This is a genomic window from Methanobacterium sp. (assembly GCF_038562635.1).
GTDB lineage: Archaea > Methanobacteriota > Methanobacteria > Methanobacteriales > Methanobacteriaceae > Methanobacterium_D.
The window spans coordinates 1,938,494-1,957,968 of record NZ_JBCFBO010000001.1 but is presented as its reverse complement, the minus strand read 5'-3'; the positions used below and the strand labels follow the sequence as shown (position 1 = coordinate 1,957,968).

Below are 19,475 nucleotides of genomic sequence, written 5' to 3'. Positions count from 1 at the left end.
AAATTACCTGTTCTAATTAGGACTACCATTTTTTCTTATAAAAATAATTGAATATCCTGCCAAAATCTGTTCCAGAAATTACCTTATTTCTATAGGCATCAAAGATATTTTCTCTACCTTCTTCAAGATATCTGGAAGTTATTCCATATTCTATAGACAGGTTAGTCTCAATAAATGCAGCGAGTTTATCACATGCCCTTATTAATTCTCCATCAATTGGAGAATATTCATTTCTATTGTACTTTTTATTCATTTCCTTAAATTTAATTCCTTTTTGAGGTACGCCTTCTTTTTTAATCTTATTTTCAAATTCATCTTCAGTAAAGTATTTCATCTCGTCGTGCCATGTTTTAGGAAGTAAAGGGAGTACTTCTTCCTTCATACGCTCATTTTCGTAGTCTTTGATTATATCTTCTAATCCTGCGGCGCTTTTTATTGGGGAAATGATATCCCTGGTAGATACCTCAGGCAAATCATGGAATAAGCCTGCAAAGAAATTATTATAAACTCTCCTCTCACATGGTTCACTTTCCATTTTAATGGTGCATAAATAAGCGGTTATGGCCACTATCAGCATATGCCCCAGAACTGAAGTTTCTGGTACTCGAGGGGAATGTGCCCATCTTTTCTGGAAACGCAGCTGACCGCAGAGATCCACAAATCCATAGGATTTCTTCCCAAGCAGAATTTTTTGAACACCGATTAAATCATAGTGATCTTCAATTTGATTTTCTATATTCTCCTTTGTCTTTTCTATTCCATAAATAAAAGGAGCTGAGTGATATATTATCTTAAATTCCCAGTTTGTAGCCAAATAATGTGCAGCACGGAGTATTCTCCTCTCAAGGGTATTTTCATCCCGCATAAAATAACTTTCAAATTTATGTTTGAATTTTTCATCATTTAAATAGTCAAAATCTTCTTTAAGCTCAGTTAAAACGTGATTATTTAATTCATGACGCCTTTCTGCCATCATTCTATGAAAAACTGGAGGCTTGATATCTGTTAAAACTAACCTGTAAAGAAACTCAAAAATAAAGCTTTCTATAAGATTTAACCAGTTAACATGGCCTTTACCTTTCCTATCTTCTTCAATCTTAGCGATGACATACGCTATCACCATCTTATGGGCCTGTTTATCAAGTTCTGTTAATTCAACTGGCCGTATATGGTCATTCCATCGCTGCATGCTTGCAGCCTCAAAAAATCTTTCAATCAGCTTTTCTATCATGAATTCACCATTTATCCTATTAAAAAATATATTTAGATAAGATCGGATATGTATTATTTATTAATCTGATTATTTAACTGTATTTGAAATGATTAAATAATAAAATAGGCTAAAAAAATAAAAGTTAATGCATTTTTAATATTAAAAAATAGTAATCCCCCTATTATGACTACAGCATTAAAGGTTTAGATAAAAAAAGGAAATATTGGTTATTGAACACACTTAACAGAATTATTTATAAAATTCTTTATTACTTCTTCTTGATTGAATATAGTGCGCCCTTTATGTTTTTCAATGCAAATAATGTAGGTAAATCCAGCTATTGTAAGAGCAAATGCCTCCGGATCTATGTTGCTGTTTCCAATATTTTTTTCAATATATTCTGCAGATTCCCTGAAAAATTCAGACAGAGATTGTTCAAATTCCCCAGTGCCATCGTTAATAACTAAAAAGAATACTTCAAAATTTTCTTCAACTGATTCTACGTAATTTTTGATGAAAGTTTCTAAAAATTCACCATTGCTATTAAATTTTTTGTTTATAAGTATTGATTGAAGGTCTTTTTTCATTTTTTCAAGATTTTGAGATATAATCGTGTCAAAAAGATTTTTTTTAGTTTTAAATTTTCTAAATAGTGTTAATTCACTAACACCTGCTTCTTCTGCTATAACTCTGGTAGTAGCCCCAGTATAACCCTTTTCTGCAAATAAATTTAGAGCAGCCTCTAAAATTTTTTGTTCAGTTTCACCCGTCATAAATAACCACTGTATAATCCATTCCAATTATTTGATTAAAAAAAACCATCATATTATCTAGTATATCTGTTTAAATCTTTATTTAAAGATTTTGCTTGGTTAATTTTAAAATATAAAGTTGTTACCCCCACCAAATAATATATTACAATATTTGCAAGTACTAACTAATATTTAACGTAATTTAAAACCACTATTTAAAGTGAAATAAATAATAAAATTCAACTTATATTACAACACTTTACAGAGTGATCTATAAACTCATTAATGGCTTTATCACAATCAAAAAAGTTACGCCGGTTTTTATCAAAAACAACGAAGTATACAAATGAGAAAATGTTTAAAGCAAATACCTGAGAGTCAGTATACTTCTCTGGAGAAACTCTTTCTATGTACTGGCTGATATGGCTTATAATCTCCATCAATATATCTCCTGCAATTTGACGTTTATTATAAACTAGAATATGGACAAATTCAAAGTTATTTTCAGTTAAGGCAGCTAAATTTTTTATTAAGGTCTCTAAAAACCATTTATTATCTTCAAATCCCTTATCAACCAGCATTGAATCTAATTCTTCCAGTATATCTTCTCTATTTTTAATTAAAACAGAGTTAAAAAGATTTTCCTTGGTTTCAAATTTTCGAAATAAGGTTAGCTCGCTAAATCCAGATTCCTGTGCTATAACTCGAGTGGTAGCACCTTTAAATCCTTCTTCCGAGAATATTTTTAAGGCAGCATCTAAAATTTTCTGCTCAGTCTTATCAGTCATGGAGTAATACCCTCTAAGATTGTTTTATTAACTGAAAGGAAGTCCCATCTTACCTATTATATTTGCATAAGTTATTATTTAATAGTTGTGTTATTTGACTGTCAAATATTTTGAGAAATTTATCATGGACTGAAAACTTTTCAATATAATTAAAAAATAGAATTATATTGGCTATTTTAAACCTAGAATATAGGAAGTATAAAATATAAAATAATATTCATTACAAGTATAGATGATTTTAATGGCTTTAAAAAGATCTAAAATTAGCATTACAATTCCAAAGAACCGATTAGAAACTCTTGTAGATGGAATATTTGCAATTACAATGACACTGCTCGTTTTAAGTATTGAAATACCTTCTATTCGCTTCCATTCAGCAGCAGACTTCCAGATTTATATTATATCTCTACTGCCTAAACTATTGATTTATTTCCTCAGTTTCGTTCTCCTCGGCATTTTCTGGATGAACCACCACATATTCTTTGTAATTAAACGTGCAAACAGTACTATTTTATGGATTAATATAATGTGGCTCATGTTTATCGCATTGGTACCCTTCAGTACGTCGCTGGTAAACAGCTTTGGGCAATATGAATTTTCACAGATTTTCTTTGATCTGAATATATTCGCTATAGGATTACTATTCTATATCAACTGGAATTATGCTGTCAAAAGAGGTTATATAGCCGAAGAAGCCATTCCATACGATAAACCCATTAAAAAAAGCAATTTATTCACACCATTAATCGCACTGGCAGCAATTGCACTATCTTTCATAAATCCATACCTAAGCAGCACGGTATTTTTATTTATACCTGTTATATACCTATTCTATCTAAAAATAATATGATTAAATGCACAAAATCAATTCAATATCAAAAAATAGTTCAAGTAATATTTCAATTCAAAATAAGCAGTTCAAAAATAAGTAGTTAAGCAGTCCGAAGACCGCTTATAGACTCATTTATTCTGGTTTTTCCATTAAGCAGCATTTAGCGAGAGTTTCGCCTTTTCCACCGTGAGGAGTTCTTACGACGGTGTCGTTAGCTTTTTCAATTTCTCTTGCTTGTGTAGCTAAGTCAGCTGCGACTTTAAGCATTTCGTGAGCAGATGCAACGATTGGTATGTAGTTTTCAGCACCTTTGGTCATGAAACAACCTTCTACGTCGATATCAGCTACTTTGGTTGCTATTTCGTAAGCAGCCATTGCTTTTGCTTTTGCGTATGGGCTAGCAAATGCAGCAGCTTCTACAGCTTTGTCTCTTGTTATAACAACTTTTGGGAGTTCTATTTCGTTTCCAGCTTCGACGGTAGTTACTACTTCGTCGATTGTGTTCTGGACAACTCTGTATGCTCCGGTAAGTGCTAATACTTTTATAACATCGGAGTTGAATGAAGCCATTTCGGTTGGGTCGAGGAATTCTCTTCTTGCACCGATCATTGGGTCTGCTTTAACTATGATGTAACCTAATCCTTGTTCGTTCATTTCATCTTTAGCTCTGAGTCCAGGAGCGTCACCAATTATGATTGCAGGTACGTCTGCTGCAGATAATAATTCTCTTGCTTTAGCAGGGCCTGGTGCACCAGGGTTTGGGCTTATGAATATAACGAAGTCCCTTTCCATTTCGAGCATTAATGGTACAGCTTTTTCAATTTCGTCTGGGTTCATTTTAGCTCCAGATCCTATTACACAAACGTCTATGTTTGGTCTGTCTGCCCTCTCATCGAGTAATAAATCGAGTACTGGAGAGGTACCTATGTTACCACATTTAATGATTCCTATTTTTACAACCATTATATCACCGGCTGTAGCTATTTAAATAATATAATAAGTACTTTTTGATTTAATTTTGATGATTAAGTTTTTATAGGTGTATTTCCTAACTTAACATTAAAAGGATAATGCAACCACTGATAAATTTTAAGATTATATCCTTTAAAAGGTTAAACTATACTATTTTTCGCGTATAACTCATTTTAAAACGTTGCTTGCAGTATATACCCATTTTTGTATTATCAATGATTATTTTGATTTTATCTGGCCATGTTAATTTTACGCCAATATCTCCTCAGTGAAAAAATATGCAAAAACAGTTCACAGGACTTAATTAATTTTAAATTCTTTCCACCTGCGGGTTCTTGAAAAATCAGACTGAAATGTCGACAGTATCAATAATTCCCTAGCTATACCCCTAATCATCTATTTATCTAAAAAAAATATTAAAGTTACTAAAAATATAAAATATAACTAATTATGCTTTCATAAATCCTCCTACTCTTTCATATTTTTTATTTGGTTATGCTGCCTGCCCAATAAATATTTAAATAATAAATATATTATAAAAAACAGTACATAAGCATTAAACGTTACAGCTAATAAATTTTCACCCAAATTCATTTTAAAAATGAGTGAATATATTAATCCCCATATATTAAATCCAAATACGATTAAAATACTAATTAAAAGAATTTTAGATGATTTTACAAGATAATATCTTTCTGCCCATCTCACTGTGACCTTAATAAGTTCCATTAATGTATAAGTCATAAGCATATCAAGTAATATTAAACAGATTATAAAATATACTATATTGTTTTTAATGAAATAAAAAAACGTAAATTTCTCTAAATGTCCTATAACTGACATTAGTATAGTTATTATGAACACGCCCACTATACTAATTATAAACGGTTTATTTTTCATTTTAAGCCCAACATCTTGATTATTTTATGATTACTCAATGTTATATCTAAAAAGTAAAAAATGAATAACCCATTTTATATATCTAGTTACTAAATCATGATTGATTTAAATTACTATACAAAAATCAATAGGATCATATTCCATTCCATATTTTCTTTTCATTACTTCTTGATTATGTTTATAAGTAGCATAAGCGCTATTTATTGTACCATAAAACCAGTTCTTCCAACTTTCAGGCATGATAGAAATTAACCATGCTACTACGCTGATATTACTGATAAATACCCATCCTTTTTTTAAAAATCTTACAATAATTTTTGTTTTACCTTTTCCTTTTATACTTTGTAACTTTCCTAATTGTAACTCATTTGAATTTGTAACTATTTCATTTTCTATAGAATTATTTAAATCATTTAAGGATATACTTGAATCAATTATAACAATCGCATTCCCACTATAAAACTTGTTGAACTCTTCCTTAGACATTTTAATATTTCCAAGAGATGGATCCATCAGTTTAACACTTTCATTAGTCACTTCTTTCACAATACTATAATGAGTAACACCATCAATATTTAAAACAACAATGTCATTCTTCTTAAGTTTATCCTGAGATAATCTCATTCCCCTAACTTTTAATCCTTTTGACTGCGCTGCATGCACTAAACCATACATTGTAGTCCCAGATTTATCTGTTCCAGCTAAACTTGCTAATTCCTGTTCCGTTGCATTAATTCCAAGGTTATTTAAAACAGTTGCAAGCGCAGCAGGCCCACAGTTGTAACTAGTTGACTGCATTATAATACCTGTAGTGTCAATTTTGGCAATTGGCCCAGATATTGTTGAATTTTCCACACTAACTGTTTCTTCTGGCTTTGCAGCCCCATTTAAATCTATTTTAGATATGTTTCCACTTTCATTTTGTCCTGTTGTTTGAAGAGCAACTCCTACGTCATCATTTCCTTCTTTGGCAATTACAGGATCGCTTGTTTGATCCGCAGCAGAGACTGCACCAGCAAATACTGACGCTAACCCAATTGCTAGAGCTACCATCAAAACTATTTTTATTATTTTCATAATACCGCCTCCGATATTATTAATTTCTAATTTTTAATGATAAATTTCATAGTATATAATATTAACTATTTTAACGTTGTATTAACAGCTTAAATTTGTTTTAAGAGGGCAATATTGCTCTTTAAATCAAAAAAGAATTTAATATTATAAAATTATTGTATTAAAAGTACATTAGCTAATATTATGTGAAAATCAGCACATATACTACATTTAAACTAATCAGGATCTAGTAACTAGATCCTCAAAATAGGTTATACGGAGAGTAAGAGATAACCGAGGTGCTTGAAGGTGGTCACTCTATACGCCCCACATAAAAATTGTTAATAGAAAATAAAGTCTTTATTATTTTCACAGTAGCACATAACGTTTTATGTGACTTATGAAAACTGTTTAAATGATTAAATGAGTTTACGGGAAATATATTTAAAAATGAGTATAAGTTAAAAGTTATTACTTTTAACTTATAATAGGGTTTAGATTTGAAAATTTAAAATTTATTTTAACTGCAACCGAAAACTTTTAACTTAAACAAAAGGGGATAGGGGGACGAAACTTCTAAAAATCTGGAAGTAAAATACTGGAGATAATATCTCGCCCCCTGTTTATTAATTAGAATACAATACCTATTCATACTTTTCGGTGCTACAAAAGGCTTACCGTCAAAAATAGGTATTATTAGAATTTTTTATGAGTTAAGCAAGGATTATATACAATATATGATAAATCTTGTAAAAAAAATAAAAAAAGACCCTGCAGAAATTCATAGAATTTTAGAAAAATGCAAAGCATTTGAAAATCTTCGATTTTCAATGTGTAAAAATTGAAAATTTTTACAACATTTTTCTACTCCCAAAAATCGAAATTTTTCGATTTTTGAGGATTTCTGCGGCCGTCGAACACGAAGCCCTCAAAATCTCTGATTTTTGAGGGATTCACCGGCCTCAAACACTGCGTGTTTTGGGGCCTGCGAAATTTATAATTTCGCGGTTCAGGAAAAACTATAGTTTTTCCTTCAATCCCCAAAAACTTTTTGAGGTTTTTGGGAAACTTTGGAATTACAACGAACTCCAAAGTCTCTGCCAAGCCTTATTTTAAAAAATTAAAAGAACCGCCTCCGATCCTATAATTTTTCCTACTATAATTAATAAACTCCATAGTATATAATATTAACTATTTTAACGTCACATTACCCCTTTAATTTTGATTTAAGTTGGCAGCAATGCACCATAAATAGAACAAGATTTGTATAGTACGAATTTAATAAAATAAAAAAAATAATTAAATATTTTCAGGTTTTGAACCCTTTTTTGAAATTCCCCACACATTCTTTGCAAACACTACCAGAGCTATAACTGCAAGTGCGTAGAACAACCATACTATGAAGTCAGTAGGTCCTGTTTCAATCCAGATAAGAGTGTGTGCAAGAATTACGGCATAAACTGCAGTAAATACCCCATCTGCTAACTTATGTGCCGAATGAAGCAGCCTTAAGAACAGACCAATCATAAACATCTGGATAGCAAGTGCAATATATCCGAAATCGAGCATTGCAGGACCAAATATAGTTGGAGTGATCATTTTATGGTATCCAAGGACCACATCACCTACAATATACCGTGGATGACCCACTGTTGAAAATGTATCATGAAGCATCGCACCATGCGTAGCTCCTGCCATGTGAACAATTTTATCAAAGACCATGAATGTAAACCCTGCCCTGTAGAAGACTAACTGAATAGGATTTAAGGTCCACTGCTGCCATTCAATGGATTTAACTGCTATATATCCTACTGCAATTCCAATAACTGCTGCAACCACTGCAAATATTAAGAAATGCTTGAACTGCAGTCCTCTTGTGTAGTAAACTGTTATAAATACGCTGATTAATATGGCCATTGTGGTGGTCCTGTAACCAGTAGCCGCAAATAGTGCCAGCCCTATTACAAACAAGAGATAATACCATCTGTTATGATATTTTGCAATTAATATGTTTATTGCAGGTAAAAACAGTATATAAGAAACTCTCCAGAGATCATTAGTTGCCTTTGATTTAAGGTAGCCGCTGAAAAGAGGAATTCCTCCCAGTAAATAAGTGTTTAAAAGTTCCAAGAATATTGCAAATAAAACAACTGCAAATAAAACTTTTTCATTTAAAATAACATTGAGCTTAGAATTTTTCAGTTTATCATTAAGCTTGTCCTTTGAAATATTGCCTGTATTCAATTTAGGTACTAAATTATATTTACCAATAATTTTAGGCGTAAGTGCGCCTATAACAAAAAATAATGACCCGAAGAATGCTGCAAACAGCGTTTCACCAGATACAAAATCTAAACCCCTTAAGTGGTACTGATATGCAACGAGTGCAAGTGATACATATAAAATTATCCCTACTATTACAAGATATGGCGAAAATATATCTACGTTTTTAACTTTCATGATTTTTCCATGCTAATTTTTTAAGTTTAATTAAATGATAATTTTTATTAAATTATACAGTTTCTTTATCTGCATTCTATAAAAAGTTTCGCGAACCTTAGTTATCTCCAGCACTTCTGGTAAAGTTAGAGGCAAACTGAGGGCATGCTGCAACATGGGTATGTACATAACTTGCAACTGTGTTTTTACTCATGAGACCGTCCAGTGAATTTTCTATGCCTTTTCCCCTGAGTATTTTAAATGCATATTCAGGCTTACCATTTACCAGGACTTTAGAGTAATGGAACTCATGACCTCTAAACACATCGCCCTTCTTTGTAATTATATTATCTTTTATAGCCTTAGAAATTACATAACTTAAACCCTGAACTTTTTTAGTCATTACAGAGTCATAATTGAAAATTTCGCACATTTTTTTCCCATTTATGGAATTTGTAAGGTACATGAGCCCTCCGCATTCAGCATAAATTGGGTTCCCATCCTGGTGGAATTTAAGGACGGACCTCCTCATAGATTCGTTCTGCTCAAGTTCCTTTGCAAAAATTTCAGGGTAACCTCCCCCGATATAAATTCCATCAACATCAGGAAGTTCTTCGTCTTTAAAAGGGCTGAATGGAACTACTTTTGCATTGTTAGCTTCCAGAGATTCTATATTTTCCGTATAATAAAAGTTGAATACTTCATCCATGGCAACTCCAATTTTAACCTTTTTCCTGTTTTCTTCCTGCCATGTATCTTCCCTTCCTTCAGGTAACTTCCGAGCGTTCTTCATTATAGAAATGAGGGCATCCATATCTATATTTTCCTTGATAATTTCTCCCCATTTGTCAATGTAGCTCAATAAATTTTCACGTTCTACTGCAGGTACAAGCCCAAGATGCCTTTGTTCTACTTTTATAGCGTCGTCCCTTTGAATTCCTCCAATTACATCCACGCCTGCCAGTTTTTCAACCGCTTCTTTGGTTTTAAGGTAGTGATTTTTATTTTTTACCTGGTTTAAAATTACCCCTTCAATTTTAATGGTCGGATCAAGTGTTTTAAACCCAATTACAACAGCTGCTGCGCTTTTTACAAGACTCCTGGAGTTTAAAATAAGTATAACTGGCGCGTCAAGTGCTTTTGCGATGGACGCTGTGCTTCCCACATCATTAATAGGGCTTATTCCTTCATAAAGCCCCCTTACGCCTTCAATTATCCCAAAATCAGCGTTTGATGTCCTTATACCTCGTTCAAATGAGGTTCTTATTTGCCCGTCAGACATGAAAAATGAATCGAGATTTCTTGAATTATTTCCAGTTGCAAGGGTATGATACGATGTATCTATGTAGTCAGGACCTGCTTTAAATGGCTGAACTCTGTATTCTTCAGACAATGCCTTCATAATGCCTGTTGAAATGGTTGTTTTCCCTACTGCACTTCCTGTTCCTGCTAAGACTATTCTCATATAATGTAATAAGGTGAGATGTTATTTAAAAATTTAGTTTGAAAAAAATTTTAAAAATTTAAAGATAAAAACTGCATTAATGATTTTTACAAGTTATAGTGTGTTCCAACAATTTAATCTTTTAAAGCTATTAAAATCTGTCTGAATCAGGTTTAGTATCTTCTGCATCATTCAATGAAGATATATAATCATTATAGCAATCGAAACTGTATATATCATTCTCTATCAGTTTATCATCTTGAATTGACAGTTCCATAGCTCTTTTAACTCCTTCAGCAACGCCTAGAGCTGTAGCATAAACCAGATATCTATTCCATACCTTAACTGACTCAGGTGAATATTCTTTTATTAAGCTATAATCTTCAATATATTTTTTAAAGTTATGCCACATCGTATAGTATTCCCTGCCATAGGTAGTCCATTGTCCAGCAACCTTTTGAGGTAAAATAATAGAAATTAGCGCCATTACTCCTAAAATAATAGACGATATCAAAACAGGAAATGCATTACGTGTTGGATCTAATGCATAAAAAAATGCACTTAATGCTACAACCATCCCTAAAAGTCCAAAAATTTTTAAATACTCATCACCTTTTGAATGGAATGTATCTTTAAAATTTCCATCCATTATTGCCTTTTTAACTTCTTTTTGCCAGTTATTATAAGTATACTTGAAAAATCTTGCACTATTATAATAATGAAGACTTTCAGAAACTAAATCCATAGATACGATGCCGTCCTGTTCATATTCTTTAAGGAAGTGTAAAATTTCCTCTTCAAATTTCCATAGGGTATCCGTGTCATATTCGGGGTTAATTTCCAGAAAAAGTGATCCTGGGGAGCAATAATCCCCATTAGATGTTTTATTAGTTAAAATCAATAATTTCTATCAATTAAATCCATTATTGTGGCTTTAAAGCCATTTATATCGGGTTCTCCAACTTCTTTTGAAAGACCATCATAGATAGCATTTACTATTGCAGGAGGATCATCAGTTGGTAAGTCCATTTCATATTTTGTACTATAATCAATTTTAGGCTCCCTACCATACATTAAGTAAATAAAAATAGGCATAGATGATATTAAGATCATTAAAACACTTATAAAATAATTATTTACATCAATGTACATGTTACTATCCTCTTTTTTTAGAGTTCAAAGGTTAAGTTAAGATATATCTTCTAAAAATCATTGCAAAATCTTCTACTTAGAATTGAAGTTAATCTAGCTCTAACGCTGCATCTAATGCATTCTTAAGCATAGCTGTGGGGCTATTGTAATAATGGAAACTGTATAGATCACTTCCCCTCAATTGATCATACGGAATTGAAAACTTCATTGCATTTTCAACTTCATCAGCAACTCCTAAAGCCGTAGCATATACCAGATATCTATTCCAAACATTAACCGATTCGGGAGAATATTCTTTTATTAAACTGTAATCTTCAATATATCTTTTGAAACTATGCCACTTTGCATAGTATTCCCTGCCATAATTAGTCCATTGACCAGCAATTTTTTCAGGCAGCATTAATGAAACCATAGATATTACCCCTAAAACTAATGAAGAAAGAAAGAGAATTTTAACTGATAGTAAAGAACCAGAAATAATTTCAAATAAGTACCAAGCAACTATTATCAATCCCTCAATCCCAAAAATTATCGTGCGTGTATCCTTTGTCTTTAAGAATGCAGAATATATAAAAAACAAATATACAATAGTAAATGTTAATGCCCAAAAGTCAGAAAGCACTACATAGGAGACTACAATAGATAATACTAATCCTGTAATTCCAAAAATCTTTATGTATTTATCCCCCTTCCTTAAAAATGCTTCTTTTAAGCTTCCATTAGTTAATAAAGTTTGTTTAACTTCATTTTTCCAATTTTTATATGTTTCTTTGAAGAAGTCTGCACTATTATAATAATGAAGGCTCTCAGAAACTAAATCCATAGATATGATACTATTCTGCTCATACTCTTGCAAAAAATTTAAAACACCTACTTCAAAATCCCAAAGAGTATCTGGATCATAGTCAGGATTAATCTCCAGGAAAAGCGATCCTGGCGAATTATATTTTCCATCATGTGTCTTATTACTTAAAATCAGGTAATTTCTATCAATTAAATCCATTATTGTAGCTATAAAACCGTTCATATCTGGTTCTCCAACCTTTTTTGAAAAACCACTGCATATAGCGTTTACAATTGCAGGAGGATCATCAGTGGGTAAATCCACTTCATAATTTGTGCTATAACTAATTTTTGGTTCCCTACCATACATCAAATAAATAATTAAAGGTATAAAAGATACTAATAACATTAAAATCGCTGATAGGTAGTAAAAAGCTACATAAATATTCATATGATTTAATAATAGAAAGTAATATTTAAAAATTTAGTTTGAAATTATGAAAAAAATAAAAAGATTAAAATTTTAAAAGGTTGAAGAGAGCTTAAAATGCTCCACCTCCACCTCCTCCAAATCCACCGCCGACACCGCCGACTCCACCAAAATCACTTCCGCCGGAGTTTGCAGCTGCTGCAGTGTTCATACCAGTGTCTAAACCAGACGAAAGGAGCCAGTATCCACCGTAGTAGTGGAACAGGAAGATATCACTTTGGGCCAGCTGGTCATCTGGAAGACTCATTTCCATGGTTTTCCTGACTTTATCTGCCACCCCAAGTGCAGTTGCATATACCAGATATTTGTTCCATACCTTAATAGATTCAGGTGGATATTCCTTTATGAGGCTGAAATCCTGGATATATTTCTTGAAGTTATGCCATTTAGCATCAAATTCTTCACCATGAGTAGTCCACTGCCCTGCAACCTTTTGAGGCATTATAAGCGATATAATGGCCACAATACCCAGAACAAATGACGCAAATAACGCATATCCCGATGCTGGCAGAGGATCAGATATTGTGAAAAAGAATGTAGCTGCTGCAGCAACTAAACCAATTACTCCAAAAATCTTGAGGTATGTGTCTCCCTTTTTCAGGAATATCTGGTCCATAATTCCATCATTTAAAAATTCACTTTTTAAATCACTTTCCCATATACCGTATGATTCTTTGAATGACTGTGCCATGTCTCGATCCTTTAAATCAGTTTTAAGGTTATCTAAATTAATGACACCGTCCTCTTCAAACTTTTTCAGGATGGTGATGACATCATATTCGAAGTTTGTGAGTTCTTCCAGATTTTTGTTTTCGTTGACTCTAATTGAAATAGATTTATCCTTATCCTTATCAAGTGTTTTTGGAACATCCTCAATTAAAAGGTATTTACGGTTTATAAGGTCCATTATAGTAGCTCTAAACCCATCCATGTCAGGCTCGCCTACTTTTTTGCCTAACCCTTTACCAGATATAGCATTTACCACAGCAGGTAAATCATCAGTTGGCACATCCCGTTCATATTCTGCCCGGTAGTTGATTTTTGGCTCCCTTCCATAGCGGAAGTAAATAAGCAGAGGTATGAAACATGCGAGTAAGAATATAACTGCCAGTACTGCATAAAGAGTTGATTTAAAGTTTAATTCGTTTTGATAATCATTTTGAATCTTTTCAATTTGACTCAAGCCGTCCTGGTTTATTATAACTCCATTTGTGGGGTTTGCTGCAAATTGACTTTTAGGTATGACCATCCTGAGTTCAAAGAAATCTCCTGAAGGAACAGTTTTACCCACTACATTTAAAGTATTGCCGCTCCAGCTGGAATTTTCAGCAAAATAAGGAGGATTTAACCAGTATTGTACACCATTACTTGATTTGAGGTGTATATTTGCATTAACTGCCCCAATATCTTTGTCCCACTGTGTACCCACTAATTCATACTGGAGTTCGGCCACATCATTGTAGAACTTAATTCCATGTAAAAAATCATATTCAATGGTAACTGTAACATCTTTATCAGTTATGGGAGTTGTTTTTTGAGAGTTAGAATATAAATATACTTTTATCTGTTCCATCCCCCCAGAATAAGTTACTGTAGATGCAGTATAAGCTCCCTGTGCTGATACTTTTATATTTTTCAACTGTTGGTTACCGCTTATCGGTATATCTCGGTATATTCCATTGTAAGTCCCTGTAAAGGAGTAATGAATGACTTCTTTAACATGCAGCGTTCCATCGCTCTGTGGAAAGAGATCCATATCAATAGAAGGTATGGAATAATCCTTTGCAAATGCTGCAGTTGAAAATACTGAGACTGTAAGTAAAAATAGTAAAGTAAATGAGATAAAATGTTTTTTATCCATTGAACCCACCTAAAACTGTACTTTTGGAACTGAACGAGCTGATTCTTCCACTTCAAAGAATTCTGACTCGGTGAAGTTAAACTGGCGGGCTATTAAGTTGCTTGGAAACATCTGGATCTTGTTGTTGTACATGAGTACAGTATCGTTGTAAAACTGCCTTGAATAGGCTATTTTATCCTCAGTTTCTGCCAGCTGACTTTGTAAGTCCCTGAAATTTTGATTTGCTTTTAAATCAGGGTAATTTTCTGCTACCGCAAAAAGGCTTTTCAAAGCACCAGTTAACATGTTATTTGCTTCTGCACTTTCTTGAACTGTTTGAGCGTTCATAAGGCCAGATCTTGCCTTAGTAACCTCTTCGAATACACCTTTTTCGTGTTTAGCATACCCTTTAACTGTTTCTACCAGGTTAGGTATCAGGTCAGCCCTTCTGTTTAGCTGAACATCTATTTGGGACCATGCATTTTTAACCCGGTTACGTAATCCAACAAGGTTATTGTACATGAAAATTATCCCAACAACTACTGCTAAAATAATTAAGATAAGTATAATGATTCCTATGATCATGTAAATTGACATCTTCAATCACCATTTTGAGATGGTGATGTTTTGTTATTTATACATTTTGACTGTATTCAAATAGATGATACTGTACTGTTATTTAAAATACGTCAAATGCTAAGCATGCAAACACTGAACATAGCCCCAACTCATTTTCAAAGTCCAAAATCAAAATTTTAAGGATTTTCAGAGCATAAAAACGTTAGTTTTGATAGCTGTCACAATCTCTCAAACCCAAAGGGTTTGGAGCCCTCGAACACCTAGTGTTCGGGGCCACGAAATCAGAGATTTCGATGGCGCGAAACAACGCTTACAAATCTACGATTTGTGCTTCAAAAACCTATGGTTTTTGAAAGTTTCGCAAGCTTTAATTTTTGAGAGATTTTCAGGTGAAAAAAAAGAATTTTTGTACTTAATCATTCGATTAAGCAGGCATCAAATATGTAGGGTGGCTGCAAACATGCTCTTTACCGTGCACTGCACAGAAATCGGCATCACAACAAGTGCATCGTATCATTCCTTCAGGGCAGTCGCTTGTTCTTTCAAATATAAGCGTGCCACGTTGATGACATACCGGACAATAATTTATCCATGAAGGGTCGTGTAATTTATAATCTTGATAACAACTGCATGAACACCTGGCAGTTACTACCAGTGCGTCCTTTCTAACTTTAGCTTTAGCTTTTGGCTCAGAAGTTACTTGAGCAGTATTTGCTTGAGGTGGGGACTGCACAACTTTAGGTCCAGTTGAATAATTTGCGCTTTGATCATTTAAAACTCCAGAAAACAATCCGACCAGGGCAACACTAAGTATCACTATCGGTAAACACCATTGTTTTGGCGTAATTATATCTCCTCCACGCATATTTTTTAAACAATCACTTTTGTAATACGGATATTGTATTTATTATTACATTTAAATATTGTGGTCTAAAATCTAAAAAAAGGCCCATTTACATCCTATTTTTTAATTTAAAACTGAATTAAAAGGAATTATATTTTAGAAACAGAAATGCCTGTTAGAGGTTCTTATTTTTAGTATAATAGCTTCCAAAGGGGCCTATTTTATAAAAACTTAAGTATTAGATGTTTTCCTCTTGCAGATATTTTCTTCTAAAAGAATGTTCAGCAGTACCCCTAATTTAATTTAGACTACGTCACTCATTTTTCAGCACTATCTTCCAAAAAAAGTAATTTATATGCTAATAACTAATTTTAACCTTTTAAAAAAATAATTGACTGGTACTTTCATACATTCAGAAAATAAAATTATGTTTTTACAAGATTAATTTTTTAAATAATTTAAGTTGAGTTTTATAACTATAACCTCGATAAAAATATTTAAAATTTCTTTTTAACCCATATAAACCCATTATTTTGTTATTTAGATTATTAAAATAATATTTAATGCAATATAATACGTAATAAACTTTATGTAACTAAATTATATGAGTTTTTTGTAGGATTTAAAAATAAAAACTATATACTTAAAATATTATGATAAAAATGATTTTAAAATACATTTTAAACTAAAATTTAGATTTTCGTAAAAGTAGTGGTACCAGACATATACTTATCCATTACTCATTTAGAATAAATTATAATACTATTTTCGATATAATATGATATAATGAATACGGTACAAAAACTCAAAGTTCTTGGAGAATCAGCAAAGTACGACCTGTGTAATTACGCAGACCCCAATTTCGAAATTTATGCATCAGGCAAAATGCTGGGAGTATACAATAGTACTGCACCGGATGGGCGCTGCATACCTTTATTCAAAGTATTAATGACTAATAAATGTTCAAATGACTGTAAATACTGCGTAAACCGCAGCGGCAGGAACTGCGAACGTTTTGAATATACGCCTCAAGAACTTTCAAACCTGTTTTTGAATTACTTCAACAGAAGACACGTGGAAGGATTATTCTTAAGCTCTGGAATTTCTGGAGACATAAACACTTCCATGGAAAAGGAAGTTGAAGTTGCAAGGATACTTAGAGACTGCGGGTATGACGGATATATACACCTTAAAATCCTTCCAGGGACATCTTACGATTTAATTAAAAGTGCCATGCACCTGGCAGACAGGGTAAGCATAAATATGGAAGCTGCAACTCCTGATGGATTTGAAGAACTTACAAGCACTAAAAATTACAACATAGATATTTTAAGGCGGATGAAATGGATCAGCAAATTAGCAAAAAGGGACCCTGCTATGGCACCGTCAGGACAGACCACACAGTTTATCATTGGGGCTACAGATGAAAATGATGAAGAAATTTTAAGCATGACCAAAAAGTTGTACGATAAATTAGAACTTAAAAGAAGTTATTTCAGTGCTTTTAGCCCACTAGAAGATACTCCACTTGAAAACCATGAGATACCTCATCCCAAAAGAACTTCAAGGCTTTACCAGGCTGATTTTTTATTAAACTCCTACGGTTTTAATTTAGATGAACTGGTATTCGATGAAAATGGGAATATAGATACGCAAATAGACCCCAAATATTCTTTTGCCCTGAATAATATGGACTTATTCCCAACTGAAATCAATGAAGCATCATATGATGAACTTATACGAGTTCCAGGGATAGGTAAAATATCTGCAAAAAGAATTATAACTTTAAGGAAACGGGGCAAACGTTTTGAAAAACTAGAAGAGCTTCAAGAGCTGGGCGTGGCTGTAAAACGTGCTGAACCTTTTATAAAACTAAATAAATCTTATCAAGCTACATTAAGTTTCTAATTTTTTGTTAAACACACCCCCCAACCTTTAATTCAGTTTGAGTATAAGTTATAACTTTGAAGTTATAAGTTAAATCTTACAACTTGTAACTTATACCTACTCACTTATAAGTGATAACCAGTATAGTAGGAAATGATCTTCAAATCTTGCCATAAAATTATATGATTTGTACAGGATCGATCTAACTTAGCACCCCAAACTCTTCAACTTGGGGTGTTAAAAATTTTAATAAAAATAGAAAAAAATATTGATTTTTCTTAAAAATCTTGATTTTCATGGTTTAGAGGTGTTCTTCAAACATTTCCCAGATTTCAGGGTATTTCTCCTTTACCGCTTCTTCCATTAAAAGTGATGCTTCACTGCTGATACTGAATTCAGGCTCTGTTTTTCTTAAAAACCTCAACACTGCAGCAGTCCTAGCAGACCAAAATGAAACTCGGGGATTTTTCTGGACATCTTCTAAAATTGCATCTATTATTTTTTGATGAATTACATCTACTTCAGCAGGTTCTTCTAAGTTTTTTACTGGCTCTTCTGTGACAATTTCTTCTTTAACAGGTTCAACTTCGGAATCTTTAACATATTCCTTGCTGATTAATGCATCTAATCCTCGTCCGAGCGCTCCTCCCTGTTTCTTATCTGTTTTACTCATTTTGCAGCCTCCATATTTATTATTTCTTCTGCAAGTTCCATGTATGCAGTTGAACCTTTACATTCTTCGTCGTAAAGAACACCTGGTTTTCCGTGACTTGGGGCTTCTGCGAGTTTAACATTTCGAGGAATACTTATTTCAAAGATGTTTTCTTTCTCTCCAAAGTATTCTTTAACGTTTTCATATACGTCCCTTCCAAGCCTTGTCCTTGAGTCATATAAAGTAAGTAAAATACCTTTTATGTTGCAAGGGCTGTTTAAACGGTTCCCTACAAGCTGCATAGCTTCCATAAGATCCGCCATTCCTTCAAGTGCATAGAATTCTGCCTGAATTGGGATTATTACGCTGTCAGATGCCACCAGCGAATTTATGGTAAGTACCCCCAGGGATGGAGGAACATCAATGAGAATATAGTCGTAAGAGTCTTTTATATTTTCTAAACGTTCATTTAATATTGAATGAAACCCTATTTCACCGCTTAATTCAATTTCAGCACCGCTTAGTGCTATATTACTTGCAACAAGATCCAGTCTGTCGATTCCTGTTGGGATGATTGCTTCTTCTACGGGGTTTTTTCCGGTTAGCGTAGTGTAAATAGTTTTTTCAATCTCACTTTTAGGTATCCCAAAGCTTGTTGTGGCATTGCCCTGCGGATCAATATCTATTAATAAAACTCTTTTATTATTAAGTGCTAAAGCTGTTGATAAATTAACTGCAGTGGTTGTCTTTCCACAGCCGCCTTTTTGGTTAAGTATTGCAATTGTTTCGCCCATAAACTTTTCTCCTTTGTACTTCTAAATTTTAAGTTATAACTTATAATTTTTAAAGCTT

17 protein-coding genes are annotated in these 19,475 nt (G+C 32.9%); 2 read left to right on the top strand and 15 right to left on the bottom strand.

What is annotated here, in order from left to right; genetic code table 11:
• Positions 1–22 precede the first annotated feature (22 nt).
• From AAGU07_RS09360 to AAGU07_RS09350, 3 genes are all read right to left on the bottom strand, one after another.
• Entirely contained in the window at positions 23–1,231 is a 1,209-nt protein-coding gene (locus tag AAGU07_RS09360; protein ID WP_342458837.1) for an HD domain-containing protein, read from the bottom strand.
• A gap of 209 nt (positions 1,232–1,440) precedes the next feature.
• Positions 1,441–1,986: a TetR/AcrR family transcriptional regulator gene (locus AAGU07_RS09355; protein ID WP_342458836.1), complete on the bottom strand. Its 546-nt coding sequence runs from the start codon at positions 1,984–1,986 to the stop codon at positions 1,441–1,443.
• Positions 1,987–2,204: 218 nt separating this feature from the next.
• The gene (locus AAGU07_RS09350) at positions 2,205–2,753 is read right to left on the bottom strand and encodes a TetR/AcrR family transcriptional regulator (protein ID WP_342458835.1); all 549 of its coding nucleotides are present in this window, start codon (positions 2,751–2,753) and stop codon (positions 2,205–2,207) included.
• Positions 2,754–2,994: 241 nt separating this feature from the next.
• Between AAGU07_RS09350 and AAGU07_RS09345 the strand changes: the two genes are divergently transcribed.
• Positions 2,995–3,603, top strand: coding sequence for a TMEM175 family protein (locus AAGU07_RS09345; protein WP_342458834.1), 609 nt, complete (start codon positions 2,995–2,997; stop codon positions 3,601–3,603).
• A 114-nt stretch (positions 3,604–3,717) separates the two neighbouring features.
• Here the strand turns inward: AAGU07_RS09345 and AAGU07_RS09340 are convergent, their stop codons facing one another.
• From AAGU07_RS09340 to AAGU07_RS09295, 10 genes are all read right to left on the bottom strand, one after another.
• A complete protein-coding gene (locus tag AAGU07_RS09340; RefSeq protein ID WP_342458833.1) occupies positions 3,718–4,548 on the bottom strand; it encodes a F420-dependent methylenetetrahydromethanopterin dehydrogenase in 831 nt (276 codons plus the stop codon).
• Positions 4,549–5,562: 1,014 nt separating this feature from the next.
• Positions 5,563–6,534 (bottom strand): cysteine peptidase family C39 domain-containing protein, encoded by a 972-nt coding sequence (locus AAGU07_RS09335; protein ID WP_342458832.1) that lies wholly within the window; start codon positions 6,532–6,534, stop codon positions 5,563–5,565.
• Positions 6,535–7,812: 1,278 nt separating this feature from the next.
• A complete protein-coding gene (locus AAGU07_RS09330) occupies positions 7,813–8,973 on the bottom strand; it encodes an oligosaccharide repeat unit polymerase family protein (protein ID WP_342458831.1) in 1,161 nt (386 codons plus the stop codon).
• Positions 8,974–9,070: 97 nt separating this feature from the next.
• On the bottom strand, positions 9,071–10,417 hold the full coding sequence (gene cfbB / locus AAGU07_RS09325; RefSeq protein WP_342458830.1) for a Ni-sirohydrochlorin a,c-diamide synthase: 1,347 nt from the start codon (positions 10,415–10,417) through the stop codon (positions 9,071–9,073).
• A 130-nt stretch (positions 10,418–10,547) separates the two neighbouring features.
• A complete protein-coding gene (locus AAGU07_RS09320; protein ID WP_342458829.1) occupies positions 10,548–11,297 on the bottom strand; it encodes a DUF2207 domain-containing protein in 750 nt (249 codons plus the stop codon).
• Positions 11,294–11,548: a hypothetical protein gene (locus AAGU07_RS09315; protein ID WP_342458828.1), complete on the bottom strand. Its 255-nt coding sequence runs from the start codon at positions 11,546–11,548 to the stop codon at positions 11,294–11,296. The genes AAGU07_RS09320 and AAGU07_RS09315 overlap by 4 nt, the downstream gene beginning before the upstream one ends.
• A gap of 88 nt (positions 11,549–11,636) precedes the next feature.
• Complete coding sequence (locus AAGU07_RS09310; RefSeq protein WP_342458827.1) at positions 11,637–12,740, bottom strand: DUF2207 domain-containing protein; 1,104 nt, start codon at positions 12,738–12,740, stop codon at positions 11,637–11,639.
• A gap of 133 nt (positions 12,741–12,873) precedes the next feature.
• A complete protein-coding gene (locus tag AAGU07_RS09305; RefSeq protein WP_342458826.1) occupies positions 12,874–14,682 on the bottom strand; it encodes a DUF2207 domain-containing protein in 1,809 nt (602 codons plus the stop codon).
• 9 nt (positions 14,683–14,691) lie between these two features.
• Positions 14,692–15,258 (bottom strand): LemA family protein, encoded by a 567-nt coding sequence (locus AAGU07_RS09300; protein ID WP_342458825.1) that lies wholly within the window; start codon positions 15,256–15,258, stop codon positions 14,692–14,694.
• A 406-nt stretch (positions 15,259–15,664) separates the two neighbouring features.
• Positions 15,665–16,057 (bottom strand): hypothetical protein, encoded by a 393-nt coding sequence (locus AAGU07_RS09295; RefSeq protein ID WP_342458824.1) that lies wholly within the window; start codon positions 16,055–16,057, stop codon positions 15,665–15,667.
• An 813-nt stretch (positions 16,058–16,870) separates the two neighbouring features.
• Here AAGU07_RS09295 and AAGU07_RS09290 point away from each other — a divergent pair.
• A complete protein-coding gene (locus AAGU07_RS09290; RefSeq protein WP_342458823.1) occupies positions 16,871–17,992 on the top strand; it encodes a putative DNA modification/repair radical SAM protein in 1,122 nt (373 codons plus the stop codon).
• Positions 17,993–18,272: 280 nt separating this feature from the next.
• Here AAGU07_RS09290 and AAGU07_RS09285 read toward each other — a convergent pair whose 3' ends face one another.
• Entirely contained in the window at positions 18,273–18,644 is a 372-nt protein-coding gene (locus tag AAGU07_RS09285) for a hypothetical protein (protein ID WP_342458822.1), read from the bottom strand.
• The gene (locus tag AAGU07_RS09280) at positions 18,641–19,417 is read right to left on the bottom strand and encodes a ParA family protein (RefSeq protein WP_342458821.1); all 777 of its coding nucleotides are present in this window, start codon (positions 19,415–19,417) and stop codon (positions 18,641–18,643) included. The genes AAGU07_RS09285 and AAGU07_RS09280 overlap by 4 nt, the downstream gene beginning before the upstream one ends.
• Positions 19,418–19,475: the final 58 nt, after the last annotated feature.